Raw genomic sequence first — 26,125 nt, 5'->3', positions numbered from 1 at the left:
CGCAGTGTCGATCGCCTCGATCTCCACGCGCCAGTGGCTCAGATGCGAGCTGTAGAGACCCTCACGGCGCAGCAGTGCCCCGACCGCGCCGCTGGCATTGCACGCGTCGGCTTCCCGCACAATACGGCGCTTGTAGCTCGTCGAAAAACTCCGGCGGCTTGGCGCCGCGACGACCTCAGCATCGGTTGCCGTTTTCCCCGAGGCCCCCTCGGGGAAAACCTTCGCACTGACGTCACGTTCCTCAAAAACCTCTTTCATCTGCTTATCCATCTGTGGGCAACTTCCTTAAACTGTTTGAAGAAGTTGTCTCACAGCAGTTTGACACAGGGGGCTCGATGGGTTCGCGTCTCAATGAGGTAAGTACCCGCACTAACGTGCCTGCCTGCGACTTCCACATATTCAGTTCGACCCAACTGATTGACTATTGTTGTTAGATTCGTCGCTAGCTTCAGCTTTAAAGTTCGGAGGCGCGCGCCAGTGCAAGCGTGTCGATGTACTCCCGGAGGTTCGTCACTTTGCCATTTCGAACGGTAATGGCGAAGACCCAATCGTCCTCGAATGTCCTATTCGTGGCTTTGACTATGCCCGTGGCGAAGCCGACGACCAGAACCCGGTCGCCCTGCGCTACGAATTCGGGCGGCTCTGGGTATGACGTTTCCAGCATTTCGGAAGCCTTCTGAAGCAAATCCGCCAATCCCGCGTGTCCGCGGTGCGTGCCGGCCAGCGCCCACTCGCCCGGAATGGTCCACTCAATGTCTTCGGCAGAAATCGCCAGCAGTCCTTGCTTGTCGCCACGGCCCATTGCTGCAAAAAAATCCTTCACAATCTGGACATTCTCTTGCGTGCTCATCGGAATTTCTCCATTTCTGTTACATCGGATCGTGTCCGAGTTGGTCGGATACGATCGAAATAAACCCGCGACTTGAGCAAGGGAGGGAACGATCGCGTCCCTGAAGTCGGACGGTCTCTACTCCCTTGATCTGCCGCAGGGTTTCCAGGCCTAGTCGCAGCGCGTAGGTCCCACGCTCTGCGGCACGATTGCATAGGGTCGAAAAGCCGCCGTCGACAGACAACTCCATCGGAATGGGCTGATGAGAACGACGTGAGAGACGTGTTGTTCCCAGTGTCGTTGTGGAGCTGCGGGTGAGGACGGGGTGTCGGTGCTTCAGCCGACATCGACGTTCAAGGCGATGTCGAAGGTGCCGGCGCCGTTTTTGGCTAAACCGATGAGCATCAAGCCGAGCGACTCGAGCGTCGAGGCCATGTGCAGGCCGCCGACATCGAACGGACGCAGCCCAAGACTCTCGAGGAAGGTTGAGACGCGTGCCTTGGCCTTCGGATCGTCGGCGGCGATGAACGCGTCGAGGCGTCCACTCCGAGCGAGTACGGGGCCGAAGAGGGTGTTGAACGCCTTCACGACATGCGCGCCGGCGGGGGCGGCCTTGGCGATCTCCTGCGCACCAGAACTGCCGTGGGGTGTGACGAGGCCCGTGGCGTCGGGGGAGATCGGGTTGGTGATGTCGATGATCACCTTGCCGTCGAGCGCGTCCCCGAACTCGGTCACCACCGCCGCCGCACTGCCGTACGGCACGGCGAGGATGACGATGTCGCCCGCCAGCGCGGCGCCGTACGTCCCTGTGGTCGCTTCGGCTGCGAGCTGTTTGGCCAGCGCCCGTGCCTTGGCGGGGTCGCGGCTGACCACCTCGACGGTGTATCCAGCCTTGGCGGTACGGGCGCCGATCGCCGCAGCCATGCCTCCTGTGCCGATGATGCTGATAGTGCTCATGTGTAGTTTCCTTGCGAGTTGGAGTATTGCTCGTAGTCTTTAAACGGGGCAACCCCTGGTTGATATTACGTGTGTGCCGAGCCGCGTGCGGCATCCCTCATGCCGTCCCGAGTCGACCGAGTCTTTGCCCAAATGCAGCACGGGATCGCGACATTGCTGTCCGGCGCGCTCGTTCGGCCGGGCTCCCGCCTCAACTCAGCGGGCAGGGAAGTAATGGCCGTTGTCGAGGTCCTTGAGCAGCCCGGGCTGAGCAGGCTCCCAGCCGAGGGTCTGGCAGGTGATGAGGTTGGACGCCGGGAGATCCAGCGTGACCAAATTTGATAGGAATCCGAAGTATCCCGGCAGCATCAGTACGTCCAAGGGAATGCTCACGGCGGGTAGGCCCAGACGGCTGCCAATGGCCTCGGCGATCTCGCGGAACCGGATGCCCTCGCCCTCAATCCCGTGCCAACTTTTGCCGGCCGGACCCTTCTCCAGCGCCAGGCGGAACAAGGAGGCGAGGTCGCGGCTATGCACGGCCGGCCACAGGTTCGCGCCGTCTCCGGGGTAGCCGATGGCACCCTTCTCCTTCGCGAGCCCGATCAGCAGCGGGAGGAAGCCGGCATCGGTCGTACTGTGCGCGATGGGAGGGATCCGCACGACCGAAGACCGCACGCCCCGCTGCGCGAGGCCGACCACGGTGAGCTCCACGACGTTGCGAACCCGCAAGGTCCCCTTGTACGCATCGCCGCCGGGAAGGGCCGGGTCCTCTTCGGTGGCTGGCCGGCCCAGGTTTTCCCATCCGGGCGAGCCAATGCTCCCCGACACGACCAGCGGCTTTCCGGTTCCCGCCAGTGCCTCGCCGTACGCGAGCATGATCTGGAGCTCCGCAGCGGCCACGGCGTCAAGCCCGCCGGAGGGAAGCAGGTCCTGCCTGTGCGCGACATGGATGACGCCGTCGGACTCCACCGCCGCCGCCTTGAGCCCATCGAGGTCGGAAATATCCCCGCGACGCACCTTGGCGCCGAGCGCGGACACCGCCGCCGCGGACTCGTCCGACCTGGCCAAGCCGGTGACCTCGTGGCCGGCGGCGATGAGCTCAGGGATGATGTACGAACCGATATGGCCGGTCCCGCCAGTGACGAAAACGTGCATGTTAGTTTTCCTTATGAGTGATGTGATGCGAGAAGGGGGGGCGGTGCACTCAGCTGGGAAGGCTGACGCCGATTGAGAAGTTGGTGTGCTTGACGGATTGGGTGAGGAGACCCAGCGACAGCAGGCAGGCGTGCTCCAGCGTCCGCGCCATCGGCAGAGGCCCGGTATCCATCGGGCGCAGTCCGAGACTCTCGATGAACGCCGAGACGCGTGCCTTCGCCTGCGTGTCGTCCCCGGCGATGAACACGTCCAATGGGTGGCCCTCGGTGGGACCGGCAGCCAGGACGTGGGAGAACTGGGTGTTGAACGCCTTGACGACATCCGCATTGGCAGGGGCGGCCTTGGCGATCTCCTGCGCGCCGAAACTGTCGCCGGGGGTCACAAAGCTCGTGTGGTTGGACGCGACGGGGTTGGTGATGTCGACAAGAACCTTGCCTGCCAGCTCTTCGCCGTACTGCTTCACCACGTGAAGAATGGCGGAGTAGGGAACCGCCAGGATGACCATGTCCCCAGCCGGGGCGGCGCCGAACGTTCCTGTCGTCGCGCCGGCTCCGACCTGCTCGGCCAGCGCCCGTGCTCGGGCGGCGTCGCGGCTGACCACCTCGACGGTGTGTCCGGCCTTGGCGGCAAGGCCGCCGATCGCTGCGGCCATGCCGCCTGTGCCGATGATGCTGATAGTGCTCATGTGCAGTCCTGGTGAGTTGGGTGGTGCTCGTAATCACTAGCAACCATCCTATTCACATTACTTGCAAAAAACAAGTAAAAATGAAATTTACTTGCGATATGCAAGCAATGTTAAGATCTAGCCATGAAGACGACATCTAAAGACGACGTTCGGTCCCATTGCGCAGTGAACTACGGCGTGGAGATCTTCGGCGACCGCTGGTCGCTCTTGATCATTCGCGACATCGTTTTTGTGGGCAAGAAGACGTATGGCGAGTTCCTGAAATCGGAAGAGGGAATCGCGACCAATGTCCTTGCTTCCCGCCTTGCTTTTCTTGAGGAGCAAGAAATCCTCTCGAGGGCGCCCAGCCCCGACGACGGGCGCCGTGACTTCTACACGCTGACCGAGAAGGGCCTGGATCTCATCCCCGTCGTGCTTAACATAGTTCTTTGGAGCGCGAAGTACGATTCGAAGTCGTACGTGCGGCGCAGCAAAGAGTTCGCTGCGCGATTGCGTCAAAACCCGATGCAAGTGAGCGAAGAGGTGAAGGCGCTGGTCCGCAATGGCGGATGTATGTTTCCTGAGAGCAAGGAATGAGCAAGACGGCAAGCGCGCCCTGTCACGTCGCACGAACGATATGCACGCACCACCGGCTACGAGGTGCAGCGAATAGCGGGGCCGATGTCCGCTGCTCGGGGTCGTCAAGCGCCTCTCTGCGAACAAAGCCTCATCTGCAAGTTGCCTGGAGCCAACTGCAGCACGCTGTGGTCCTCGGCTTTCCGCCTGTCCCGGCAGTTCAGCCAATTCCGAGCTATTCCAACGAATCCCGTTTCCCAGCAATACCGCGGTCGCTTGCTTTGCCGTGTGGCGGTCCGGAGCCAGGGATTAAGGCACGCTCCGTCGGAATGTAACGCAGTTCACACGTCGCATTGAGAGGCAGTTAACGCTCCGACATTCACCTTAGTCAACCGATGCTTTACGAAGCGGGTATCTTCGCCGCGCGTACGAATTCGATGAAACGCGCCACGACCGCGTTATCACGAGTCGCTTGCCACGCCAGCCCGACTTGCCAACGGGCGGCCGCATCGCGTAACGGAAGCACCCTCGCATCCCGCAAAAGATACTTCGCCCGGGACGGCAAAAATGCAGCGCCTACGCCCGCAGCGACAGCCGCAAGAACAGACTGAATATCGTCGGTCTGCTGAATCACCCGAGGCACGAAATCGTGCTCACTGCACCAACGATCTATCTGTGCTGCCAGTCCGGGGCCGCGGTTGCGGGCGAGCGCGATCAAGCCAAGTTCGTTGAGATCATTCAGGTCAGACGGCAGACGCTTCCATTTTGCGTGCTGAGGCACGGCCAGCGCCAATGTCTCAGTGAGCAACGGCAAACACGACAACCCGCTGTCGGCCGGCATGCGGAGGAAGCCGACGTCGAGCTTTCCTGCGAGAAGCCGGCGGGTTTGCTCGGCTGAAGAAAGATCATTGAGCGACACGCTGACGTTCGGATTCAGCCTTCTAAATTCCGCGATCAGTTGCGGCGCCAGGGTCAAGGTCGTGAGCCCAAGACCGACGCGCAAATATCCACGCTTTCCACTGCTGGCTTCGCGCGCCCGTGCGATCAGTTCGTCCGCATCGCGTACCAGCGTTTGCGCGCCCGCAAGGAACTCGGCGCCAAATGATGTCAGCTCGGCGCCATGCCTGCCGCGTTCAAAAAGCCGCGCGCCCAATGTGTCTTCCAAAGCCGCTACCTGCTTGCTGAGGGCCGGTTGAGTGACATTCAGCGCCTCGGCAGCGCGGCCGAAATGGTGGAGTTCCGTCACGGTCAGGAAGGCGCGTAGAAGTTTGAGTTCCATTCCATGAAGTAATTGAATGTGTCGAATGATTCATTTTACTTATTGAATGCCCGGCGGTCCAATGGACTCTCTTCGGACCCTTCAGTCAGGCGGCAAACGACATGTCTATATCCTCGTCTCCCCCATTCAAGGTGGCGACGGTCCCACTGATCTCCCAACGCGGGAATGCATCGCAGAACGTCGCGAACGTGTCAGCGTGGCTCGCCGATGCTGCGCTTCAGGAAATCTCACTGATTGTTTTCCCTGAGGCGAGCCTGGTCGGATACGGCGATACCCTGGCTCTTCGTCGCCGCGAGCTCGTGACGCTCGCCGAGCCGCTCGATGGTCGCTCGATTGATGCAGTCGCCAACGCAGTCGAGCGTACTGGCGTGGCAGCGGGCGTAGGATTTATCGAGCGTGCGCCGGATGGGAGGTTGTTCAACAGCTATGTGATTTGTATGCCGGGAGGCGGGCGTTGTTGTCATCGAAAACTGCACATGGTCGAACACCCCGCAATCGAATGTGGCGAGCAGTACACCGTCATCGATACGACTTGGGGCGTACGCATAGGCATTCTGGTTGGCGCAGATAATTATCTGATCGAGAACGTTCGCATGACGGCGTTGATGGGCGCGACCTTACTTGTTGCGCCGCATCGGACATATGGTTCGGACAGCAATGGGGATGCTGCGTTACAGCGGCTTTCTCCAGGGCAGCGATCTGGTCCGCACGTTGCCCATGGCGCAGTCGCCGCAGAAAGCGCCAGTGCGGCGGCCTGGTTGCGGCGGTCGTTGATCGCGCGAGCGTCCGACAACGGAATGTTCGTTGTCTTTAGCAATGGGTCGGAGAAGGGCAACAATCAAAGCGGCATGATCGTCGACCCTGACGGACGCGTGCTGGCCGAGCAATGCTCTTCATCCAGCCCGATGGTTTCTACAGAAGTGGACCCCAGCCTGATAGCTGGGAGCGTCGGCCAGCAATGCTTGACGGCCCGTCGCTCTGACAGCAACGGGCCGTTCGTCCGTTCGATGCCGCCACGCGGAAACGCGTTTGCGCAGCGCAGCGGAACCCCGTCAAGAGGCGCAATCGCGCTGAGCTTCGCTCAGGTCAGCCGCATCCGCCAGACTTAGCGTTCCACGCGGTCAGTGTGCCCCATTGGCTTGGCCGATCGCGTCCAGTTCAGCGAGCACCGCGTCCGATAAACTCAACTGTGCCACCTGCATGTTTTCCCGCAGATGCGCGAGCGACGACGTGCCCGGAATCAGCAGAATGTTGGGCGAGCGATGCAGGAGCCACGCGAGCGCTACCTGCATCGGTGTCGCGCCGATCTTTTGAGCGACCGTAGACAGCACGGACGATTGAATCGGCGTGAACCCGCCAAGCGGGAAGAACGGTACATACGCAATGCCCTGGCTCGCCAGTTCGTCGACCAGTGTGTCGTCTTCCCGCTGGACCAGGTTGTAGTGGTTCTGAACGCAGACAATCTTCGCAATGCCCTGCGCCTCGGCGATCTGGGCCGAGGTCACGTTGCTCAGTCCGATGTGACGGACAAGCCCCTCGCGTTGCAGTTCGGCAAGCGCTGTGACCTGCTTTTCGATCGATCCTTCCGCGGGTGAGTGAATGTTCCCCATGATCCGCATATTGACCACTTCAAGCGCTTCCAGGCCGAGATTGCGCAGGTTGTCGTGGACGCCGCGCCTGAGGTCTTCCGGTTCCATCGCCGGTAGCCAGGCACCGTCGTCACCGCGCACGGCGCCAAGCTTGGTGACGATCACGAGATCATCCTGATACGGGTGAAGCGCTTCGCGAATGATCTGGTTGGTGATGTGCGGTCCGTAAAAGTCGCTCGTATCGATGTGATTGACGCCCGACGCCACCGCTTCGCGCAATACGGCAATCGCTGCGTCGTGATCCTTTGGCGCCCCGAACACGCCGGGTCCTGCCAGCTGCATGGCGCCGTAGCCCAGGCGCTGCACCGGACGACCGGCAAGCGCAAAGGTGCTTAATGGGATGAAATTCGACATGACGCTCTCCTTGATGAATGTGACGCCAGTATGGAGGTGATTGTGTTGTTAGATAATCCGGTCTAAATTGCACGGGTTGTTCAAAAATGTGAACAGTGACCATGGAATTAAATGATCTTGCCGCATTCGTGTCAGTTGCTCGCGCCGGCGGTTTTCGCGACGCAGCCCGGATTAGTGGCGTCTCTGCTTCGAGTCTGAGCATTGCTGTGCGCCGCCTCGAGGCGAAACTCGGCCTGCGCTTGCTCAATCGGACCACTCGCAGCGTGGCCCCGACCGAACCGGGGCTGCGCCTCATCGAAAAGCTGGCGCCGTTGTTCAGCGAGATGGAAGCCGCGCTGGATGTCTTGAACGGGTTCAGGGACACGCCAAGCGGCACGCTGAAGCTCAACGTGCCGTCGAGCGCAGCGCGGATCGTGTTGCCAGCTGTCATCGCGCCGTTCCTGAAGGCTTATCCTGACATTCGCGTTGAAGTCGTGGTCGAGGATGGTTTCGTCGATGTGCTGTCGATCGGCTGCGACGCGGGCATTCGTTATGACGAGCGGCTCGAGCAGGACATGATCGCCATTCCGATCGGGCCACGCGTGCAGCGCTTCGCGACCGCCGCCGCACCGGCATATCTCGATACGCACGGCAGACCCGAGCACCCCCGAGAGTTGCTTTCTCACGCGTGCTTGCGCGGCCAGTTTGCCGGCGGCGCGAAGCCAACCTGGGATTTCGAGCGGGACGGGGAGTTGGTGCGGCTGGACCCTGCAGGGCCGCTGCTGGTCAGGCCCGGCGCGGCAATGGATCTTGCAATCAGTATGGCCGTGGCAGGCGTGGGCGTGATTCACCTGTTCGAGGGAATGCTGCGTCCGTACCTCGATAGCGGCGCGTTGGAGCCGATTCTTCAATCGTGGTGGCCGAGCTTTTCCGGGCCATTTCTCTACTATCCGGGGCATCGCCACTTGCCCGCACCGTTGCGCGTGTTTATCGATTTCGTGAAGGCGGGTAATGCATCCAACCCCCCAGCCCTTTGATCTACGCCTCCGTTTTCGTTTGCGGCACGATCGAACTCAACCAGTCCGAGAGCGCGACGAACGGTTCGTCCTGGGCAATTTCATCGGGTGCGACGAGGTAATAACCGGACTTGCCGGACATCGGTCTATTCAGCGGCACGACCAGCCGGCCGGTCGACAACTCGTCCGCGAGCAAGATCTCCGGCAGCAATGCGACGCCCAAGCCCGCCTGAGCCGCGCTGGTGAGCATCGTGAACAATTCATAGCGCGCGCCGCGTACCGCTCGCACATCGTGCTCGAGCCCGTTTAGACGAAACCAGGTGCGCCAGGCGTCGGGCCGTGTCGATAAATGCAGCAGCGGCAAATCAGCAAGCTGTTCGAGCGAAGTCTGCTCACCGGGCGTACTCCCGGCGAGCAGGGAAGGACTGCACACCGGCACGACATTGCCCTCGCGGAACAGCTGCTTGCCCTGTGTGCCGGGCCATACCGAATCGCCGAAATAAAGCGCCGCGTCGAAGGGCGAATCGCTGAACAGGAAAGGCTCGGTGCGTATCGACAGATTCACGGTGATGTCCGGCCGCAGCGCGCGAAATTGCGGGAGGCGCGGAATCAGCCACTGGCTGGCGAGCGTAGGAACGACCGCTATCTCCAGAATCCGCCCCACACCGCGTTGCGCCATCAGTTCGAGCGTATCGCGCTCAATCCGGTCGAGATTCTTGCGCACGAGCGCCGCGTAATCACGGCCATGCGTGGTCAGCACAATCCGCTTCTTGACGCGCAGGAACAACGCGACGCCCAGGCGGTTTTCCAGCCCCGCAACCTGGCGGCAAACCGCGCTTTGCGTGAGCGAGAGCTCATTGGCGGCTCGGGTGAAGCTCTCGTGGCGCGCGGCGGCCTCGAAGATCTGCAAGGCGACCAGATTGGGAATCCCTTTTCTCATGTTTTACCGGTACCGTTTGCGAGTAGCGCGTCGGGGGCGCTTGACAACTGATTGAACGACTTGGTTCTTTTTTAGAATGAAGTCATGAGTTTATATCAATTGCGTGGCTTTTTTCCGCCCTCCAGAATTGCCTTCCAGTGAATCGCCGAACCGGGCCCTGGGCTCGCACCACGCTAGATCAGCCGGAACTGGATAAATGAACTCGAATCTCGCCGCATTGCTTGCTGTTGCCCTGCCGGAATCTGATGTAACCGGGTTAGTGCGATTGATGAACTTGCCGCCCGTGTTGGCCATTACCACGCCGGGCACGGTCAACCGTGCCGAGCTGGCCCAAGCGATGAACATGGCGCTGTTCGCCGGCCTGCTCGAACGCGTGCCAACCGGCCGCGCCTATACCGACGACCTTGCGCACACGCAAACCCGCGTTCAGTTCGACCACGGCGCGCTGCGCACCGTGCGCTGGGCTGAATCCGGCGCCTTGCCGCCGGGCGAAGCCGCGTTCACGCGCATCCTTAAGCCGCTCGGTTTTGTGCTGAACGGTACGTACCCGCTCGATCGCATCAAGATGACGGGGCGCTCGTATATGCACGTCGATGCTCCTGATGAAATCGCGCAGTATTTCGTCAGCGAACTGCATCCCGAGCGCTTCAGTTCCGAGTTCCAGCAAGCCGTAACGAACGTGATCGGCAAGAGCGTCGATCCGCTCACGCCGCAAGCGGTTGCGTCGCTGGCCGAGCTGGAGCGCGACCATTCACTGCCGCTGGCTACGGCTCTCGACCTGCTGCCTGTGCTCGTGCGCTGTTTTGAGCGCCAGCATACGGTTCCGCGTCTGACGGACTATGAAGTGCTGCGCGCCGAGTCGGCGGAAATGGCGTGGATTGCAACCGAAGGCAACGCGTTTAATCATGCGACTGACCGTGTGGATGACGTCTTCGCCGTCGCCGATGCCCAGCGCGAACTCGGCCGTCCGATCAAGGACAGCGTTGAAATTTCGAAGTCGGGCCGGGTGCGCCAGACAGCGTTTCGCGCCGATCCCGTGCGCCGGGTTTTCGTCGGCGCCGATGGCGCGCGGATCGAGCGCGACGTCCCTGGTTCCTTCTACGAGTTCATCAGCCGCGACGCGGTCATGGACGAGGCCACGGGGCGAGCCAAGCTTGATCTCGGTTTCGATGCCGGCAATGCCACGGGCATCTTCAAGATGACGGCGGCCGCGTGAATTCCGCCGCTGATTCTGCTAACCGCGCCGCCGATCTGTATGCCTTCACGGAACCGTTCAAGGCGCCGCAAGGCTCGGCGATCCGTGAGCTTTTCAAGTATCTTGGCCGGCCCGGGATGATTTCGTTTGCGGGCGGGTATCCGTCGAAGGATCTCTTCGATCGGGCGGGTATCGGCCAGGCGCTGGAGGATGCCTATTCGTCCGATCCGATTGCGTGCCTGCAATATGGCGACACAGCCGGCTCGCCCGGTCTGCGCCGCGCGATCCTGCGGTTAATGACTGATCGCGGCGTGACGCGCGATGTGGACGACGTGATCGTGACCACGGGCTCGCAGCAAGGTCTCGACTTGTTGATCAAGATCCTGGTCGCGCCGGGCGACGCGGTGCTGATCGAAGAGCCGGCGTATCCGGCCGCCATCCAGGCGCTGCGGCTCGCGGGCGCACGTCTGATCCCGGTGCGCACCGATGCGCAAGGTATCGATGTGGATGCGCTTACCGAGCAGATCGAAGCGCTTGATCCGGCTACGCGGCCGAAGCTGCTCTACACGGTGCCGACCTTCGCGAACCCGACCGGCGCAACCTTGCCGGCGGCGCGTCGTGAAGCGCTTGCGCGGCTCGCGATGCGGTTTCGTTTCGTGCTGGTCGAAGACGATCCCTATGGTGAGCTGCGCTTCTCAGGCGAACCGGTGAAACCTATCACTGCACTCGCCGATGCCATCCCAGGCGCGAGCGACTGGGTCGTGTATTTCGGCAGCCTCTCGAAGATCGTTGCCCCGGGCTTGCGCATCGGCTGGTCGATTGCGCCGCCTGCCATCACACGTCGCATGCTCGTCGCAAAACAGACAAGCGATCTCTGCACCTCGCCGCTCGCGCAGGAAACGGCGCGCCACTACTTGGAGCGCGGGCGTCTGGCTGACCACATACAAACGATCGCGCTGGCCTATCGCAAGCGTTGCGAGGCGTTGTCCAGCGCATTGCGCCAGTTTGTTCCCGATGAAATTGAGTACGTGATGCCCGAAGGCGGCATGTTTGTCTGGGCGCGATTGAAGGGCGGCCGTCATTCCGCCGATTTGCTCAAGCGCGCGATCGAACAGAACGTGATCTACGTGCCTGGACCGGCGTTTTACGCACGCAATCCGGATGAATCGAGCATGCGGCTTTCGTTCGCCGCCGCGCCGGGCGAGGCTGAAGTGTTCGAAGGCGTGCGGCGGCTCAAGCTCGCATTGGCGAGCCGGTAGATGCCGGTGTAGATCACAAGCCGCCGCCCGCATGGCCCCCAAGGCTCGCCAAGGCTCGCCAGATCCCGTGAAACGCGTTCTAATCGCATAACCTGAACGCAGATGGACCGCTCGGCTGAGTGTAGTTGGTTCGCCCAACGCACAAAGTCGTGCCGATTAATCATTTGCAGCCGTTTTTTTAAGCCCTGAAACTCTGCTCCGACGAATGGTCGTATTTACGCGCCGGAGCAGGTTCCAGGACGGCACTGACGAACCGTGGCCTTGGGCCGCGCCGCAGTGCTTGGCAACCACCCGACATAGAGAGGAAGTGATGAAACTGAATGATATTCTTGACGCACTCGGTGTAGACCTCGGCCAGTGGAAGGGCGATGCCCTCACGGCGCGTTCGCCGCTCGACGGCGCGATGCTCGCTGGATTGGCTGTTGATACCCCCGCCGACGCCGCCCGCAAGATAGATGCTGCTCACGCCGCCTTCCTCAAATGGCGCACCGTGCCCGCGCCGCAACGCGGCGAACTCGTGCGCGTTTTCGGTAATGTGCTGCGCGAACACAAAGCCGCGCTTGGGAGCCTCGTCACGCTGGAAGCCGGCAAGGTCACGTCCGAAGGTTTGGGCGAAGTCCAGGAAATGATCGACATCTGCGACTTCGCCGTCGGCCTGTCACGCCAGCTCTACGGCTTGACGATTGCCTCCGAGCGTCCGGGTCACCGGATGATGGAAACGTGGCATCCGCTGGGCGTGGTCGGCGTGATTTCGGCGTTCAACTTCCCCGTCGCGGTGTGGTCGTGGAACGCGGCGCTGGCGTTGGTCTGCGGTGACGCCGTGGTCTGGAAGCCATCGGAAAAGACGCCGCTCACGGCTATCGCCTGTCACGCGCTGTTCGAAAAGGCTTTGCGTGAATTCAACAAGACCCATCCGGGCGTCGCGCCTGAAGGCCTGAGCCAGTTGCTGCTCGGCGCACGCGATGTCGGCCAGGTGCTGACCGAGTCGCCGAAGGTGCCGCTGGTCAGCGCGACCGGCAGCGTGCGCATGGGGATTGAAGTGGCGCAAGTGCTGGCGAAGCGGCTGGGTCGCAGCATCCTCGAACTGGGCGGCAACAACGCAATGATCGTTGCGCCTAGCGCCGACCTCGATCTGGTCGTGCGCGGCGTGACCTTCTCGGCAGTCGGCACGGCGGGACAGCGTTGCACGACGCTGCGTCGCCTGATCGTGCATACGAGCGTGGTCGACCAATTGCTGCCGCGTCTGGAAAAAGCGTTTGGATCGGTGAAAGTGGGGAGCCCCGTCGAGTCAGATACGCTTGTCGGTCCGCTGATCGACCGTGCTGCGTTCGATGGTATGCAGAAGGCATTGGGCGATGCCCGCGAGCAAGGCGGCACTGTGAAGGGTGGCGAGCGTGTTGATGTAGGCGGCCACGCCGATGCTTACTACGTGCGTCCGGCGTTCGTACGCATGCCGGCACAAACGGCGGTGGTCGAACGCGAGACCTTCGCGCCGATCCTCTACGTGATGACCTACAACGACTTCGCTGAAGCGTTGCAACTGCAAAACGGCGTGCCGCAGGGCTTGTCGTCGGCGATCTTCACGAACGACATTCGCGAAGCCGAACAATTCATGTCGGCGGCGGGCAGCGATTGCGGCATTGTGAACGTGAACATCGGCACGAGCGGCGCTGAGATTGGCGGCGCGTTCGGCGGTGAAAAAGAAACCGGCGGCGGGCGCGAATCGGGTTCCGATGCATGGAAGGGTTATATGCGCCGCGCGACCAACACGATCAACTACAGCCGTGAATTGCCGCTTGCGCAAGGCGTGAAGTTCGACGTTTGATCCGAACTTGAAGAAGATTTAAAACGAAGTCTACATCCGGCGTCCCACCCCGACGTCGACTCCTTTCGCCCGACGCGCCCGCCAACCGCGGTGTGCGCCCGGCGGGCCAAAGGCTTCCGCGGTCATCCCCGGTTGTTGCGCTGCAATCTGTCCTGCTCGAATCTGTCCTTGTCCTATCTGGCGCCTCTGAATCATCGGCGCGTTTTCACCGGTTTCGCCTGTTTACGTGCTGTTTTTGCGTTGCCTTTGCGTTGCCTTTGCGTAAATACCCCGCGTCCGTTCAACTGTTTTTCGCTAGACCCTGGAGGCCACCGTGTCGTTTCTCGTGCTGGACAAACTGACAAAAGCCTACGGCGACCTGAACGCCGTGAGCGACGTGAGCCTCTCGGTTGAAAAAGGCGAATTCGTCTCGCTGCTGGGGCCTTCGGGCTGCGGCAAGACGACGACGCTGCAAATGATCGCTGGTTTTATCGATGTAACGCGAGGGCGGATTTCGCTCGACGGCAAGGACCTCACGCATGTCCGGCCGAACAAGCGCGGCCTGGGCGTGGTGTTCCAGAGCTACGCGCTGTTTCCGCATATGACGGTCGCACAGAACGTCGGCTTCGGGCTCGAAATGCGCGGTGTCGGTAAAGCCGAATGCGCGGAGCGGATTCGCGAGACGTTGGCGCTCGTGCGGCTCGATGCGCTCGCGGCACGGTATCCGCGTGAATTGTCGGGTGGCCAGCGACAACGGGTGGCGATTGCGCGTGCTTTGGTGATCAAGCCGCCGGTGCTGCTGCTCGATGAACCCATGTCCAACCTCGACGCCAAGCTGCGCGAAGAGATGCAGTTTGAATTGCGCGGGATTCAGCGCAAGGTCGGGACCACCACGGTGATGGTCACGCACGATCAATCGGAGGCGCTGTCTATCAGTGACCGCGTGGTCGTGATGGAAGCGGGGCGCGTGACGCAGGTCGACTCGCCGTATCGCGCCTATGAGCGGCCGGAGAATCGTTTTGTCTCGCAGTTCATCGGCAAGGCGAACATGCTGGCGGGTAAGGTGACCGAGGCGCGTCACAACGAAGTGCATGTCGATCTCGGACATGACCTGACCGGCATTGCGTGCATTGAGGCGGGCACGGTGTGGCGCGAAGGCGATACGGTGACCCTGTGCATCCGTCCGGAAAAGCTGCACTTATGCGCGGTCGGAACGGGGCGCTTGTCGGCGACCGTCACGAGCCGCTTTTTCCTGGGTAGCCAATGGCTTTATCGCGTCGATACCGCCATTGGCGAAGTGCTCGTCTGCAGCCAGAACGAAGGTACCGAACCGGTAGCCGAAGGCGCAACGGTCGGCATCGACTGGCATCGCGATGCGGTGCGTGTGATCCAGGAAGCGAGCCATGGCTAGTACCATCGAATCGGCTGGACCGGAAAATAGCGGCGCGTTGAGTAAAGACCGCGCGCCGTGGCACGCATTCGTGCCGCCCTGGCTGATGAGCTTGCCTGCGTTCATCCTCTTCGCAGTCCTCGTACTGACGCCGCTCGCGATGACTGTTGTGCTGACGTTCTATCGCTTCGATCCCGCTAGCGGCCCGATCGCCGCGTTCCAGTTCGGCAACTATCTTGAAGTGCTGACGGACAGCTACTACCAGACCATTTTTGCGCGGACCTTCGGCATCGCGATCCTGACGACCTTGCTGTGCGTTGCGATTGGTGCGCCTGAGGCTTACGTGTTGTACCGCATGCGTGATCCGTGGCGCTCGATGTTTCTGCTCGTGATCCTTGCACCGTTGCTTGTGTCAGTCGTGGTGCGTGCGTTCGGCTGGAGCATGTTGCTCAACACGGGCGGTATCGTGAATCAGTTCTTCGGCCTCTTCGGGCTGGGTCCTTACAAGCTGGAGTACACCACCTTCGCGATCGTGATTGCGCTCGTTCACGTCATGCTGCCGTTCATGGTGATCCCCGTCTGGACCTCGCTGCAGAAGCTTGATCCGCAGGTTGAAAACGCGGCGCTTTCGCTGATGGCGTCACCGTCGACCACGTTGCGGCGCATTGTGTTGCCGCAGATCGCGCCAGGCATTTTGTCGGGCAGCCTGATGGTGTTCGGCTTGTCGGCGAGCGCGTTTGCGATTCCCGGCCTGCTCGGCGGCCGTCGTCTGAAAGTAGCGGCCACCGCTGTCTACGATGAATTCCTCGGCTCGCTCAACTGGCCGCTCGGCGCGACCATCGCGATCCTGTTGCTGATCGCGAACCTCGTGATCATGATCACGTACTACCGGGTTCTGGAGCGTCGTTACTCCAGAAGCCTCGGTTAAGGAAAGGAGACCGCTGCAATGCGAAAGAACGGCCTCGTTGCCTTGAGTTTTCACACGCTCGTGATCTTGTTCGTGCTGGCGCCGCTTGTCATCATCGTGCTGGTTGCGTTCACGCCGGACCAGACGCTGACGCTGCCCACGCACGGTTTTTCGTTACGCTGGTTCCGCGCGATTCTTGACTACCCGGATTTCATCTCGGCGTTTTTCAACAGTATCAAGCTGGCGTTCGCGTCGGCTACGCTGTCGCTCGCACTGGCGTTGCCGGCGGCGCTTGCTATCGGCCGTGAACGTTTTCCGGGGCGTGAATTCCTCAATGGCCTGTTCCTCTCGCCTCTGGTGATTCCAAGCCTCGTGCTCGGCATTGCGTTCCTGCGCTTCTTCGCGATGATTGGCGCAACCGGCTCGTTCACGTGGCTCGTCGCGGCGCACATGATCATCATCACGCCGTTCGTGATGCGGCTGGTGCTGGCCTCGGTGAGCGGCATGGATCGCAGCATCGAGCATGCGGCGCAGTCTTTGGGAGCGGATCGATGGACGGCGTTTCGCCGCATCACGCTGCCGATGATCCTGCCCGGTATTACGGGCGGCTGGCTGCTCGCGTTCATCAACAGCTTCGATGAACTGACCATGTCGATCTTCGTGACCTCGCCGCAGACCATTACGTTGCCGGTGCGCATGTACATGTATGCGACGGAATCGATCGACCCGATGATGGCGTCCGTATCTGCCCTCGTGATCCTCGTGACGGCCGGGGCGATGATCGTGCTCGATCGCGTATATGGACTGAACCGGATCCTGATCGGTTCGCATTGATTCTCTCGGCACCCACGACTTCACTCTACGCGATGACAAATCTCCCCAGCGCAACATCGGCCGGCCAGCAGCAGAGCGCGGCCGATGCCACGCCGCAATTTGTGCGTCTTACTGAAGCGCATCGCAAGGAAGTGGGGATTACGGTCGATGGCGAAGCTATCACAGCCTTAACTGGCGATACCGTATTGAGCGCCATCCTGCTGCACACCCGGCGCGTGCGTGACACCGAGTTTAGCGGTGAACCGCGTGCAGGATTCTGTCTGATGGGCGCGTGTCAGGATTGCTGGGTACAACTGGAAGAGGGCACACGGATCAGGGCGTGTTCGACCTTCGTCAAGGACGGCATGCGGGTCCTGACGCGGCCTTCGGGAGTGATCGGAGCGTGAGCGCGGCTATCGATAAAAACAGGATGCATCGGGTTGTCATTGTCGGCGCGGGACCGGCTGGCGTGAGGGCGGCTGAGACGCTGGTGGCGGCGGGGCTGGTGCCGGTCGTGATCGACGAAGCGCCGCGTGCCGGTGGCCAGATCTATCGACAGCCGCCGGCGGACGCGGGTTTTGCCCGCAGCAAACGCACGCTGTATGGCATGGAAGCAGGCAAGGCCGACGCCGTGCACTCAACCATGGCCTGCCTGCTTCCAAAGATCGACTATCGACCTGACACGCTGGTGTGGGGATGCGGCGCTGCGCGGCTTGATACCTTGCACGGCGGACGCCAGCGCACGGTGCCTTATTCGCACTTGCTGATCGCGACCGGCGCGACCGACCGCGTGTTGCCGTTTTCGGGCTGGACGCTGCCGGGGGTCTACACCCTTGGCGCTGCGCAGATCGCGCTGAAATCGCAGGGCTGCGCGATCGGACGCCGCGTGGTGTTCGCGGGGACCGGGCCGTTGCTTTACCTCGTCGCGTATCAATACGCGAAGGCGGGCGCGCAGGTTGAGGCGGTGCTCGATACCAATCCGTTCTCTCGTCAGTTAGCCGCGACGCCGCGTTTGCTGCGTCAACCGTCCACGTTTGCAAAGGGCCTCTATTACGTCGGCTGGCTGGCGGCGCGTGGGATTCGCATTGAACGTGGCGTGACGCTGGTGCGTGCGACCGGCGATAAAGCCGTGCAGGCCATGACCTATCGCGATAGCGATCAAGAGCTGACCATTCCCTGCGATGCGGTTGGATTTGGCTACGGCCTGCGATCCGAAACGCAGCTTGCAGATCTGGCGGGTTGCCGTTTTCGTTTCGATCCAATCAACCGCGCGTGGCTGCCGGAGCGTGATGCCGCTGGTCGCACTTCGGTGCCGGGCGTTTATCTCGCCGGCGATGGCGCGGGTATCGCCGGTGCGGATGCTGCGGAACTGGCTGGCCGTCGCGCGGCGCTGGCGATGCTGGAGGACCTTGGGAATCCGGCTGGTAACGCCAACGTTCAGGCTCAGGCCACGAAGCTGGATCGGCAACTGGCGAACATCGCCGAATTTCGGATTGGGCTGGAACAGGCGTTTTCGCCGCCCGCCGATTGCGCGTCGCACTGGCCGGACGACATGACGGTGTGTCGCTGCGAGGAGATCGATGCCGGCGCGCTGCGCCGCTGCATTCGTGCTGGCGAGGCGAGTGAGATCAATCGGTTGAAGGCGCTGACGCGCGTGGGCATGGGTCGTTGCCAGGGGCGCATGTGTGGCGCGGCAGCGGCGGAATTGCTGAGCGCGGAAACGGGCAAACCCATCGCGGAGGTTGGACGTTTGCGCGGACAGGCGCCGATCAAACCCGTGCCTTTATCGATAGCGATGACAGACGAGGCGGAAGAAGGGGACCACCTTGCCGGCATTCCGGAGCACGCACGCGATGAATGAGACTTTGCGGTTTGACGTGCTGGTGGTGGGCGGCGGTTTGGTGGGGTCATCGACGGCCTTGATGCTTGCGAAGCGGGGTCTTAAGGTTGGGCTTTTCGAACGCCGGTATTGCGGCGCGCAGGCTAGCGGCGTGAATTATGGCGGCGTGCGCCGCCAGGGGCGCCCGGCCGAACAATTACCGCTGGCGGTACGTGCACGATCGATTTGGGACCGGCTGCCGGAACTTGTCGGCACGGATGGAGAATTCGTTGTTTCGGGGCATTTGAGGTTGGCTCGCAGCGAAGCCGATCTTGCGGCGCTTGAGGCGTACGCGCAGCTTGCCAACCCCTTCGGCCTCGATTTGCAGTTGATGAGCGGACCTGCGTTCAGGCGCCGTTACCCGTGGCTTGGGGCGGCTGCGGTGGGCGGTTCGTTATGTCCCCGTGACGGTCATGCGAATCCGCGCGTCGTGTCACCGGCATTCGCGCGCGCGGCGCGTGCAGCCGGTGCCGATGTCCGTGAGCAGACCGCGGTGACGAACATCGTGCGTGCGGGAGAGCGGTTCGTTGTTGAGGCGCGGCACGACTCAGGCGCGACGATCGAGGTTCAGAGCGACTGGCTGGTCAATGCTGCCGGCGCGTGGGGCAACACGGTGGCCGGATACTTTGGCGAGACCATCCCGATGGAGCCGATCTATCCGAACATGTGGGTGACTGAGCCACTGCCGTATTTCATCGATCACAATCTTGGGGTCTATGGCGGCGGCATTTATGCCCGTCAGGTATCGCGTGGCAATTGTGGTGATTGGTGGCGGGCGTGGGTTGGGCGATGGCGAGTATGCGCAACCGCTCACGGAGACGACACGCACAGTGATGCGCGCGGCGTGCGCGCTTTTGCCGGCGTTGAAGGATGCGTTACTGTTGCGGACCTGGACAGGGGTGGAAGGCAGTACGCCCGACGACAATCCAGTGATTGGCTTTAGCCGCACGACACCGCGGCTACTGCATGCGTTTGGATTTTCGGGCGGCGGGTTCCTGCTTGCCCCGGGGGTTGGAGAGGTGCTTTCCGACCTTGTTGTGGACGCAGCGACGAACACGCCGATCGATGCATTTTCAATCAAGAGATTTGCTTGAGTAACCTCAAAAAAGTGCGAACAAAAATCAGGCATGCCCCCCTTCTAATGGAGATCAGTAAATGAAAGCGTTTCAGACAGTCGCCAGTGCTGGCATTGCCGCCTTGTGCGCAGCAGCCCTCTCCACGCCAGCGCAAGCCGACACCAAAACGATCTACATCGGCATGAACGGCGGCGCGATGGAAAAAGCGTACACGAGCGAGGTCCTGCCCGAATTCGAGAAGGCCAACAACGTAAAAGTAGTAGTGGTCCCCGGCACGTCCTCTGACATTCTCGCCAAGCTGCTCGCGAACAAAGCGAAGCCACAAATCCACGTAGTGTTCCTCGACGATGGCGTGATGGCGCGCGCAGTCAGCATGGGCGTCTGCCAAAAACTCGACGACAGCCCCGAACTCAAGCAGCTTTATCCGTTCGCTCGCATGAAGGACGATATCGGCGCGGGCGTACAGCTCGGCATGACCGGCATTGCCTACAACACGAAGCTCTTCACGGCCAATGGCTGGGCGCCCCCCACGTCATGGCTCGATTTCGCCGATCCGAAATACAAGGACAAAGTGGTGTTCCAGTCGGCATCGAGCAGCACGTTCGGCCTGCACGGCTTCCTGATGATCAACCGGCTTGAGGGCGGCTCCGAGAAGAACGTCGAACCGGGTTTCACGAAATGGCAAAGCACCGTGGGCCGGAACGTGATCGAGTACATTCCGAACTCGGCGAAGATCTCGGAGATGGTCCAGACCGGTCAAGCCGGCCTGTTCCCGCTCACACCGACGGCAGTGGGTGACCTGCAGGCGAAGGGTATTCCCGTTGCCTATGTGAACCCGAAGGAAGGTCCGGTGCTGTTGCTCGTCGATGAATGCGTGGTGGCGAACAACCCCGATCCGGCGCTCGCGCAAAAGCTTGCGCAGTTCATGATCTCGGCGTCGGCACAAAGCAAGGCAGCGAGCGCCGGTCGCCAGATTCCGACGAACCGCCAGGCGAAGATGCCCGACACGATGCAGCAGCAACTGGGCAACCTCGATGACCTGGTGAAGAAGGTGAACGTGGTGGACTGGGATGTGATCAACGCAAATCGTCCGCAATGGGACGCGCGCTGGAATCGTCAGGTCGAGCGGTAATTTGAAGCTTCAAGTAAAACGGGCGTTGTCGAAGGGTTCCCTCTGACAACGCCCGTTTCCGTATACGCGTCGATCAAGCGTATGCCCGTCGCCTTCTTACTCTTGCGAATTGATGATGACCTTCGACACCGCGTGTTCCTGCAAGCCCCATTTCTTCAGGATCTTTGCATAGGTACCATCGGCGATCAGTTTGCCGAATGCCTGGCTCAGCGCATCGTTCAAAGCCGGGCTGTTCTTCGCCATGCCAATCGCCGAGTACTGTGACAGGAACGGCTGGCCGATCGGCGCGTACGCATCTTTCTCAAGGGTGTTCTGATAGGGCAGCGTTTCACCACCTTGCACGGCGGCGTCAATGCGTCCCTGGCGCAACTGCAGGCGAGCGTCGGCTGAACCATCTGTACCCACCACGAGCACTGCTGGTTTCCCCGCCTTGACGCAGTGCTCGTCGCTCCACGTCTTGATGTCGTCCGGCCACGACGTGCGGCGGCTCGCGCCCACATGCTTGCCGCACACTGTTTCGATCGATGGGAAGTCGCCGGCGCGCGCCTTCAGCGTGTAAAACTGCGGCCCGGACTTGATGTAGTCAAGAAAGTTTATTGCCTCGCGGCGCGTCGGCAAGTCCGTCATACCCGACAGGATCACATCCACGCGATGCGTGGTCAGCGCGCTCATCATCTGGTCAAAGTTGGTCTCGTCCCACTTCAGTTTCACCCCCATCTTTGCGGCTAGCGCGACGCCGAGATCGACGTCGAAGCCGGTCAGTTCATCGCTTGCCGGGTCCTTGTATTCGAACGGCGGATAGTTCGGCACGATGGCGGCCGTGAGCGTGCCGTTGCCCGCCACGGGCGTCTGGGCGTGAGCCAACGACGCAGAGAACGACACTGCGCCAAAAGCGAGGCTGACTAGGGTTCGCCGGAACAAGGAATTGATCATAAAAATCGCCTGGACGAGGAGGTTGACGGGGGGTAATAGCCGGTTTAAATGCCGTTGCCACGCGCGCGGTGACGCTAGGAAAGCACGGCCGAAATGAATTCTTGAGTACGCTGTTGTTGCGGTCGCGACAGCACCTGTTCGGGCGTGCCGGTTTCGACTACCTTGCCTTGGTCCATGAAGACCACGCGATTCGCCACTTCGCGCGCGAAGCCGAGTTCGTGCGTGACCACGATCATTGTCATGCCGCTCTTGGCGAGATCGCGCATCACGCTCAGCACTTCGCCCACCAGCTCGGGGTCAAGGGCCGAGGTGGGTTCGTCGAAAAGCATGAGTTGAGGATGCATGGCAAGCGCCCGTGCAATGGCGACACGTTGCTGCTGGCCACCCGACAACTCGACCGGAAACGCGTCGCACTTGTGACCAAGCCCGACCCGCGTAAGCAACGCCCGCGCTTCTTCAACTGCCTCGGATTTTTTCTTCTTCAACACCTGGACTGGTCCTTCGATCACATTTTCCAGCGCCGTCATATGCGGAAAAAGATTGAAGCGCTGGAATACCATGCCGGTCGCAAGACGTTGCCGCGCCATCTGCTTTTCGGACAGCGGATAAAGCTTGTTCTCGACGCGCCGGTATCCGACCAGTTCGTCATTCACCCATAGCGCGCCGCCGCTAATGGTCTCGAGTTGATTGATGCAGCGCAGGAAGGTGCTTTTGCCCGAGCCGGAAGGCCCGATAATGCACAGCACTTCGCCCTTTGCGACATCGAGATTGATGCCGTGCAGCGCCTGGAATTCGCCATAGGACTTGCGCAGGTCGACCGCTTTGACTAGTGGGTTCATTGTTGCCTGGGTTCGCGTATGGGTGGGGCTACTGTTTCGCGGACGCGCGTCCCGCGCCGCGCGCAAAGCGCAATTCGACTCGGGACTGCAGCAGGGAAAGCACCGTGACAACCACCAGATACCAGACGCCCGCGACCATCAGCAATTCGATCACGCGAGCGTTCGCATAGTAAATGTTCTCGGCGCTGTGCAGCATCTCCGCGTACTGGATCACGCTGGCGAGCGAGGTCAGCTTCACCATGCCGATCAGTTCGTTGCCGATAGGCGGCACGATCACGCGCATGGCCTGCGGCAGGATCACGCGCCGCAGTGCCTGGAGTTTCGGCATGCCAATCGACTTGGCGGCTTCGTACTGGCCGGTGTCCACCGAAAGCAGCCCCGCGCGCACGACTTCCGATGTGTAGGCACCCTGACTAACCCCCAGTCCGAGCAGGGCAGCGAGGAACGGCGTCATGATGTCGACCGTGCGAACTTCGAACAGGCCGGGAATGCCCATGACCGGAAACACCAGCGCGAGGTTGAACCACAGCAACAATTGCAGGATCACCGGCGTGCCGCGAAACAGCCACACGTAGGCTTGCGCGACTGCTTGCAAGACTGGATTGGTCGAGAGCCGCATGATTGCGACGATCACCCCAAGCACAATACCCAGCGCCATCGCGAGGATCGTCATGACGATGGTATTGCCAAGGCCTTTAAGGATCGACTTGGCTGTCAGGAAGCGCCCCACGACGACCCAGTCGATCTGTCCGCGCGCAAACGCCACGACGATATACGCCACAATCGCGAGGATAACGACAGAGGCGAGATAACGCCCGTAGTAACGCCTCGGCACGTGTTCGAACTGCGAGATATCGGTAAAGCTGTCGGCGTTGCCGGACGCCGATGCACGGTCGTTCGATGCGCTCAGCATGAAGGTCCCTTGTAGTAAGCCGCCCACGCGACTTGTTCTTCAGTAGCGCTGCGCAGGCGCGCGATCTGTTCGGCCACGCGTGCCGGCGCGGTGCCGCCGTAACCCCTGCGCGCCGCGACGGCGGCGTCCAGCGTGACGTGATCGAGGACGCCGGGTTCAAGTCTCCCATCCACCGCTGCGAGGGTTGCCACCGACACCTCGCCCAGTTCAATGCCTTGTTGTTCGCAAGCTTTCACCAGTGCGCCGGTGATCTCGTGTGCTTCGCTGAACGGCACGCCGCGCAGCGCGAGCCAGTCCGCGACTTCGGTGGCGAGCGTAAACCCGAGCGGCGCCTGGCGTCGCATTTCCTCGACGTTCACATGCATGGTGCGGATCATACCGGCCATGGCAGGCAAGACAAGGTCGAGTGTATCGATACTATCGAACGCGGCGATCTTGTCTTCTGCGAGATCACGGTTGTAAGCCAACGGCAGCGATTTGAGCGTGGCGAGCAACCCGCTCAGGTTACCGATCAACCGGCCCGCCTTGCCCCGTGTCAGCTCGGCGATATCCGAGTTTTTCTTCTGCGGCATGATCGAGCTGCCGGTTGCATACGCATCGTCGAGTTCGACCCAGCCAAACTGCCGCGAGGTCCACAGGATCACTTCTTCGGAGAGCCGCGACAAGTTGACGGCCAGCATGCTTGTGATGAACGTGAACTCGGCAACGTGGTCGCGCGAGGCGACGGCGTCGATGGAGTTCTCGCACGGACCGTCGTAGCCGAGTTCAAGCGCGGACAGATCGGCCCGCAAGCAGATCGCGGACCCCGCCAGCGCCGCCGCGCCGAGCGGCGAACGCGCGCTGCGCCGATCCCAGTCGACCAGCCGGTCGACATCGCGATAAATCGACTGCGCATGCGCGAGCAACTGATGCGCGAACACGATCGGCTGTGCCGGTTGGAGATGCGTGAAGCCGGCCGTGACGGTTTGTATGTGCGCCTCGGCCTGTTCAACCAGCGCATGCTGCAGTTCGATGATCACCAACGCCAGCTTGCGAGCCTTGTCGCGCAGATATAGACGCAAATCGTTCGCCGCTTGATCGTTGCGTGAGCGGCCCGCGCGCAACTTCCCGCCGATCGCTTTGAGACGCTGCGTCAGTTCGCGCTCGAGGAAGGTATGGACATCTTCGTCGGCAAGGATAGGGGCGAGGTCGCCCGCAACGAACTCGGTCTCTATTTGCTGCATCGCGTCGAGCAGTTGTTGAAGCTCGTCGGCGCTCAGGATCCCGGCTCGCCTCAGTTCGTTTGCATGAGCGCGCGAGCCGGCGAGATCGTAGGGGGCGAGTCGGAAGAAGCTTGGGTCCGAGCGGGACAGGTTTTCCAGCGCCAGCGAGGGCCCTGATTTAAAGCGGCCGCCCCAGAGGCGTTCGGTTGAGTCTTCGGTTGAGTCAGTAGTGTTCATGTGTTTGCCAAAGTTTGCCGAAGCAGTGCGCCCACGAGGTTCCCTGCGAGCGTTTCAGAATGACGCCTAGCTTACGCAATCAAATTTTTTGCTTGTAGAGAGAATTAAATTCGCCTTAAATCAAATTTTTCTCAGCATCTCTCGTTTCTTCACGTTCTCCAGACTTGCCCATGCGCCATCGGCTGCCCCCGCTCAATCCCCTGCGTGCGTTCGAAGCAACAGCACGCCATGGCACGGTTGCGAGCGCGGCCGAGGAACTCAATGTCACGGCTAGCGCCGTCAGCCATCAGGTGCGCGTGCTGGAGAGCACGCTTGGCGTGGCGTTGTTCATCCGCTCGAAGGCGCGGGTGAAACTGACGCCCGCCGGCGAGGCGCTCTTGCAGCCGGTCAAGAACGCGTTCGACATGATCGCGACGGCAGTGGTCAGGCTGGATTCGCCCGTCATTGCGGGAGACTTGGTTGTATCGGCGCCGATGTTGTTCACCTCGCGGTGGCTCGCACGGCATATAGGTGATTTCCTGGAGCAATTCCCCGCAGTCAACTTAAAACTGATCCCGTCCAATGACGACAAGGAAATCTATTCATCCGATGTCGACCTCTGCGTCCGATATGGCGAGGGCCGCTGGCGTGACCGCGACGTCAAGCTCATCATGCATCCGGTCCTGTTCCCCGTTGTGAGCCCGGCGCTGATGAACGGACCTCGGGCGCTTCGCACGGTGCAGGACCTCGCGAACCGGACCTTGTTCTGCGAGCACGCCGGATCGTGGCGGCGATGGTTGGCGGAGGCGTCGGCTGACAAGCCTGAAGGTTTGCGCATTCTTGAAATCGGCATTGCGCATGTGGGAATCGAAGCCGCAGTGCGGGGACAAGGCGTAGCATTAGGCGATAGCTTTTCCGTCCGTGACGATCTCGCCGATGGCACGCTCGTTCGTCCGTTTCGTGTCACCGTGCCGGCCAAGCATGCGTATTACTGGATACGTCGGCATGAGTTGACGGAGGCGCCATTGGTGGCTGCTTTTGTAACGTGGGTCGACTCGAAACTGGCGTGAAGTCTTCTATTTTTATCGGGTATGAAAAGCAGCCCCGACGGCGCGAAAACGTTTGCCTCTGACAAATCAGCGGAAAGATCCGCTTCCTGACATTTCTGCCATTTTGGCGCCATCTAGGCG

24 protein-coding genes and 2 pseudogenes are annotated in these 26,125 nt (G+C 61.2%); 14 read left to right on the top strand and 12 right to left on the bottom strand.

Going from position 1 to position 26,125, the window contains the following annotated elements:
* The 5 genes and pseudogenes from BSU04_RS12020 to BSU04_RS12000 all read right to left on the bottom strand — a co-directional run.
* A pseudogene (locus tag BSU04_RS12020) lies at positions 1–270 on the bottom strand (hypothetical protein); the annotation flags it as partial.
* 184 nt (positions 271–454) lie between these two features.
* Entirely contained in the window at positions 455–850 is a 396-nt protein-coding gene (locus tag BSU04_RS12015) for a nuclear transport factor 2 family protein (RefSeq protein ID WP_089160814.1), read from the bottom strand.
* A gap of 315 nt (positions 851–1,165) precedes the next feature.
* Positions 1,166–1,813, bottom strand: coding sequence for an NADPH-dependent F420 reductase (locus BSU04_RS12010; protein WP_256982569.1), 648 nt, complete (start codon positions 1,811–1,813; stop codon positions 1,166–1,168).
* Positions 1,814–1,981: 168 nt separating this feature from the next.
* Positions 1,982–2,920, bottom strand: a complete 939-nt coding sequence (locus BSU04_RS12005) for an SDR family oxidoreductase (RefSeq protein WP_089160812.1) — start codon at positions 2,918–2,920, stop codon at positions 1,982–1,984.
* Between the two features lie 49 nt (positions 2,921–2,969).
* Positions 2,970–3,605 (bottom strand): NADPH-dependent F420 reductase, encoded by a 636-nt coding sequence (locus tag BSU04_RS12000; RefSeq protein WP_089160811.1) that lies wholly within the window; start codon positions 3,603–3,605, stop codon positions 2,970–2,972.
* Between the two features lie 123 nt (positions 3,606–3,728).
* On the opposite strand from BSU04_RS12000, the gene BSU04_RS11995 reads away from it, so the two are divergent.
* Positions 3,729–4,181 carry a winged helix-turn-helix transcriptional regulator gene (locus BSU04_RS11995; protein WP_089160810.1) on the top strand — a complete coding sequence of 151 codons (453 nt, stop codon included), beginning with the start codon at positions 3,729–3,731 and terminating at the stop codon, positions 4,179–4,181.
* Positions 4,182–4,560: 379 nt separating this feature from the next.
* Here the strand turns inward: BSU04_RS11995 and BSU04_RS11990 are convergent, their stop codons facing one another.
* The gene (locus BSU04_RS11990; protein WP_089160809.1) at positions 4,561–5,439 is read right to left on the bottom strand and encodes a LysR family transcriptional regulator; all 879 of its coding nucleotides are present in this window, start codon (positions 5,437–5,439) and stop codon (positions 4,561–4,563) included.
* Positions 5,440–5,540: 101 nt separating this feature from the next.
* Between BSU04_RS11990 and BSU04_RS11985 the strand changes: the two genes are divergently transcribed.
* The gene (locus tag BSU04_RS11985; RefSeq protein ID WP_089160808.1) at positions 5,541–6,548 is read left to right on the top strand and encodes a nitrilase-related carbon-nitrogen hydrolase; all 1,008 of its coding nucleotides are present in this window, start codon (positions 5,541–5,543) and stop codon (positions 6,546–6,548) included.
* A gap of 12 nt (positions 6,549–6,560) precedes the next feature.
* On the opposite strand, the gene BSU04_RS11980 is transcribed toward BSU04_RS11985, so the two are convergent.
* Complete coding sequence (locus tag BSU04_RS11980) at positions 6,561–7,442, bottom strand: aldo/keto reductase family oxidoreductase (RefSeq protein ID WP_089160807.1); 882 nt, start codon at positions 7,440–7,442, stop codon at positions 6,561–6,563.
* A gap of 101 nt (positions 7,443–7,543) precedes the next feature.
* Here BSU04_RS11980 and BSU04_RS11975 point away from each other — a divergent pair, with 101 nt between their 5' ends.
* Positions 7,544–8,458 (top strand): LysR family transcriptional regulator, encoded by a 915-nt coding sequence (locus tag BSU04_RS11975; RefSeq protein WP_089160806.1) that lies wholly within the window; start codon positions 7,544–7,546, stop codon positions 8,456–8,458.
* 1 nt (position 8,459) lies between these two features.
* Here BSU04_RS11975 and BSU04_RS11970 read toward each other — a convergent pair whose 3' ends face one another.
* Positions 8,460–9,377, bottom strand: a complete 918-nt coding sequence (locus BSU04_RS11970; protein ID WP_089160805.1) for a LysR substrate-binding domain-containing protein — start codon at positions 9,375–9,377, stop codon at positions 8,460–8,462.
* 268 nt (positions 9,378–9,645) lie between these two features.
* Between BSU04_RS11970 and BSU04_RS11965 the strand changes: the two genes are divergently transcribed.
* From BSU04_RS11965 to BSU04_RS11920, 10 genes and pseudogenes are all read left to right on the top strand, one after another.
* Positions 9,646–10,593: a DUF1338 domain-containing protein gene (locus tag BSU04_RS11965; protein WP_373452824.1), complete on the top strand. Its 948-nt coding sequence runs from the start codon at positions 9,646–9,648 to the stop codon at positions 10,591–10,593.
* The gene (locus BSU04_RS11960; protein WP_373452822.1) at positions 10,590–11,831 is read left to right on the top strand and encodes an aminotransferase-like domain-containing protein; all 1,242 of its coding nucleotides are present in this window, start codon (positions 10,590–10,592) and stop codon (positions 11,829–11,831) included. Before BSU04_RS11965 ends, BSU04_RS11960 begins: the two co-directional genes overlap by 4 nt.
* 310 nt (positions 11,832–12,141) lie before the next feature.
* Entirely contained in the window at positions 12,142–13,656 is a 1,515-nt protein-coding gene (gene amaB / locus BSU04_RS11955; protein WP_089160803.1) for an L-piperidine-6-carboxylate dehydrogenase, read from the top strand.
* Between the two features lie 313 nt (positions 13,657–13,969).
* Positions 13,970–15,046: an ABC transporter ATP-binding protein gene (locus tag BSU04_RS11950; RefSeq protein ID WP_089160802.1), complete on the top strand. Its 1,077-nt coding sequence runs from the start codon at positions 13,970–13,972 to the stop codon at positions 15,044–15,046.
* On the top strand, positions 15,039–15,953 hold the full coding sequence (locus BSU04_RS11945; RefSeq protein ID WP_089160801.1) for an ABC transporter permease: 915 nt from the start codon (positions 15,039–15,041) through the stop codon (positions 15,951–15,953). The genes BSU04_RS11950 and BSU04_RS11945 overlap by 8 nt, the downstream gene beginning before the upstream one ends.
* An 18-nt stretch (positions 15,954–15,971) precedes the next feature.
* Complete coding sequence (locus BSU04_RS11940; RefSeq protein WP_089160800.1) at positions 15,972–16,766, top strand: ABC transporter permease; 795 nt, start codon at positions 15,972–15,974, stop codon at positions 16,764–16,766.
* A gap of 32 nt (positions 16,767–16,798) precedes the next feature.
* Positions 16,799–17,152, top strand: coding sequence for a (2Fe-2S)-binding protein (locus BSU04_RS11935; RefSeq protein ID WP_089160799.1), 354 nt, complete (start codon positions 16,799–16,801; stop codon positions 17,150–17,152).
* A 23-nt stretch (positions 17,153–17,175) separates the two neighbouring features.
* Positions 17,176–18,606 carry an FAD/NAD(P)-dependent oxidoreductase gene (locus BSU04_RS11930; protein ID WP_089160798.1) on the top strand — a complete coding sequence of 477 codons (1,431 nt, stop codon included), beginning with the start codon at positions 17,176–17,178 and terminating at the stop codon, positions 18,604–18,606.
* Positions 18,599–19,598: pseudogene (locus tag BSU04_RS47535) on the top strand (NAD(P)/FAD-dependent oxidoreductase); the annotation flags it as partial. The gene BSU04_RS11930 and the pseudogene BSU04_RS47535, both read left to right, overlap by 8 nt.
* Positions 19,599–19,779: 181 nt before the next feature.
* Positions 19,780–20,832 carry an ABC transporter substrate-binding protein gene (locus tag BSU04_RS11920; RefSeq protein WP_089160797.1) on the top strand — a complete coding sequence of 351 codons (1,053 nt, stop codon included), beginning with the start codon at positions 19,780–19,782 and terminating at the stop codon, positions 20,830–20,832.
* A gap of 96 nt (positions 20,833–20,928) precedes the next feature.
* Here the strand turns inward: BSU04_RS11920 and BSU04_RS11915 are convergent, their stop codons facing one another.
* The 4 genes from BSU04_RS11915 to argH form a co-directional block, all read right to left on the bottom strand.
* Positions 20,929–21,765, bottom strand: a complete 837-nt coding sequence (locus tag BSU04_RS11915) for an ABC transporter substrate-binding protein (protein ID WP_089160796.1) — start codon at positions 21,763–21,765, stop codon at positions 20,929–20,931.
* A 74-nt stretch (positions 21,766–21,839) separates the two neighbouring features.
* The gene (locus BSU04_RS11910; protein ID WP_089160795.1) at positions 21,840–22,604 is read right to left on the bottom strand and encodes an amino acid ABC transporter ATP-binding protein; all 765 of its coding nucleotides are present in this window, start codon (positions 22,602–22,604) and stop codon (positions 21,840–21,842) included.
* A 28-nt stretch (positions 22,605–22,632) separates the two neighbouring features.
* Positions 22,633–23,517 carry an amino acid ABC transporter permease gene (locus tag BSU04_RS11905; RefSeq protein WP_089160794.1) on the bottom strand — a complete coding sequence of 295 codons (885 nt, stop codon included), beginning with the start codon at positions 23,515–23,517 and terminating at the stop codon, positions 22,633–22,635.
* Entirely contained in the window at positions 23,511–24,956 is a 1,446-nt protein-coding gene (gene argH / locus BSU04_RS11900) for an argininosuccinate lyase (protein WP_089160793.1), read from the bottom strand. Before argH ends, BSU04_RS11905 begins: the two co-directional genes overlap by 7 nt.
* Before the next feature lie 170 nt (positions 24,957–25,126).
* On the opposite strand from argH, the gene BSU04_RS11895 reads away from it, so the two are divergent.
* Positions 25,127–26,005, top strand: coding sequence for a LysR substrate-binding domain-containing protein (locus BSU04_RS11895; protein WP_089160792.1), 879 nt, complete (start codon positions 25,127–25,129; stop codon positions 26,003–26,005).
* Positions 26,006–26,125: the final 120 nt, after the last annotated feature.

This window comes from Caballeronia sordidicola, assembly GCF_002220365.1.
GTDB classification, from domain to species: Bacteria; Pseudomonadota; Gammaproteobacteria; order Burkholderiales; family Burkholderiaceae; genus Caballeronia; species Caballeronia sordidicola_C.
Note: the sequence above shows the minus strand (reverse complement) of the source record. Positions and strands in the feature narration are given on the sequence as shown.

What these genes read in the sequence shown, in the direction of transcription:
- BSU04_RS12015 (WP_089160814.1), bottom strand. Translation starts at nt 850, where the DNA reads ATGAGCACGCAAGAGAATGTCCAGATTGTGAAGGATTTTTTTGCAGCA.
- BSU04_RS12005 (WP_089160812.1), bottom strand. Translation starts at nt 2,920, where the DNA reads ATGCACGTTTTCGTCACTGGCGGGACCGGCCATATCGGTTCGTACATC.
- BSU04_RS12000 (WP_089160811.1), bottom strand. Translation starts at nt 3,605, where the DNA reads ATGAGCACTATCAGCATCATCGGCACAGGCGGCATGGCCGCAGCGATC.
- BSU04_RS11995 (WP_089160810.1), top strand. Translation starts at nt 3,729, where the DNA reads ATGAAGACGACATCTAAAGACGACGTTCGGTCCCATTGCGCAGTGAAC.
- BSU04_RS11990 (WP_089160809.1), bottom strand. Translation starts at nt 5,439, where the DNA reads ATGGAACTCAAACTTCTACGCGCCTTCCTGACCGTGACGGAACTCCAC.
- BSU04_RS11985 (WP_089160808.1), top strand. Translation starts at nt 5,541, where the DNA reads ATGTCTATATCCTCGTCTCCCCCATTCAAGGTGGCGACGGTCCCACTG.
- BSU04_RS11980 (WP_089160807.1), bottom strand. Translation starts at nt 7,442, where the DNA reads ATGTCGAATTTCATCCCATTAAGCACCTTTGCGCTTGCCGGTCGTCCG.
- BSU04_RS11975 (WP_089160806.1), top strand. Translation starts at nt 7,544, where the DNA reads ATGGAATTAAATGATCTTGCCGCATTCGTGTCAGTTGCTCGCGCCGGC.
- BSU04_RS11970 (WP_089160805.1), bottom strand. Translation starts at nt 9,377, where the DNA reads ATGAGAAAAGGGATTCCCAATCTGGTCGCCTTGCAGATCTTCGAGGCC.
- BSU04_RS11965 (WP_373452824.1), top strand. Translation starts at nt 9,646, where the DNA reads ATGAACTTGCCGCCCGTGTTGGCCATTACCACGCCGGGCACGGTCAAC.
- amaB (WP_089160803.1), top strand. Translation starts at nt 12,142, where the DNA reads ATGAAACTGAATGATATTCTTGACGCACTCGGTGTAGACCTCGGCCAG.
- BSU04_RS11945 (WP_089160801.1), top strand. Translation starts at nt 15,039, where the DNA reads ATGGCTAGTACCATCGAATCGGCTGGACCGGAAAATAGCGGCGCGTTG.
- BSU04_RS11940 (WP_089160800.1), top strand. Translation starts at nt 15,972, where the DNA reads ATGCGAAAGAACGGCCTCGTTGCCTTGAGTTTTCACACGCTCGTGATC.
- BSU04_RS11935 (WP_089160799.1), top strand. Translation starts at nt 16,799, where the DNA reads ATGACAAATCTCCCCAGCGCAACATCGGCCGGCCAGCAGCAGAGCGCG.
- BSU04_RS11930 (WP_089160798.1), top strand. Translation starts at nt 17,176, where the DNA reads ATGCATCGGGTTGTCATTGTCGGCGCGGGACCGGCTGGCGTGAGGGCG.
- BSU04_RS11920 (WP_089160797.1), top strand. Translation starts at nt 19,780, where the DNA reads ATGAAAGCGTTTCAGACAGTCGCCAGTGCTGGCATTGCCGCCTTGTGC.
- BSU04_RS11915 (WP_089160796.1), bottom strand. Translation starts at nt 21,765, where the DNA reads ATGATCAATTCCTTGTTCCGGCGAACCCTAGTCAGCCTCGCTTTTGGC.
- BSU04_RS11910 (WP_089160795.1), bottom strand. Translation starts at nt 22,604, where the DNA reads ATGAACCCACTAGTCAAAGCGGTCGACCTGCGCAAGTCCTATGGCGAA.
- BSU04_RS11905 (WP_089160794.1), bottom strand. Translation starts at nt 23,517, where the DNA reads ATGCTGAGCGCATCGAACGACCGTGCATCGGCGTCCGGCAACGCCGAC.
- argH (WP_089160793.1), bottom strand. Translation starts at nt 24,956, where the DNA reads ATGAACACTACTGACTCAACCGAAGACTCAACCGAACGCCTCTGGGGC.
- BSU04_RS11895 (WP_089160792.1), top strand. Translation starts at nt 25,127, where the DNA reads ATGCGCCATCGGCTGCCCCCGCTCAATCCCCTGCGTGCGTTCGAAGCA.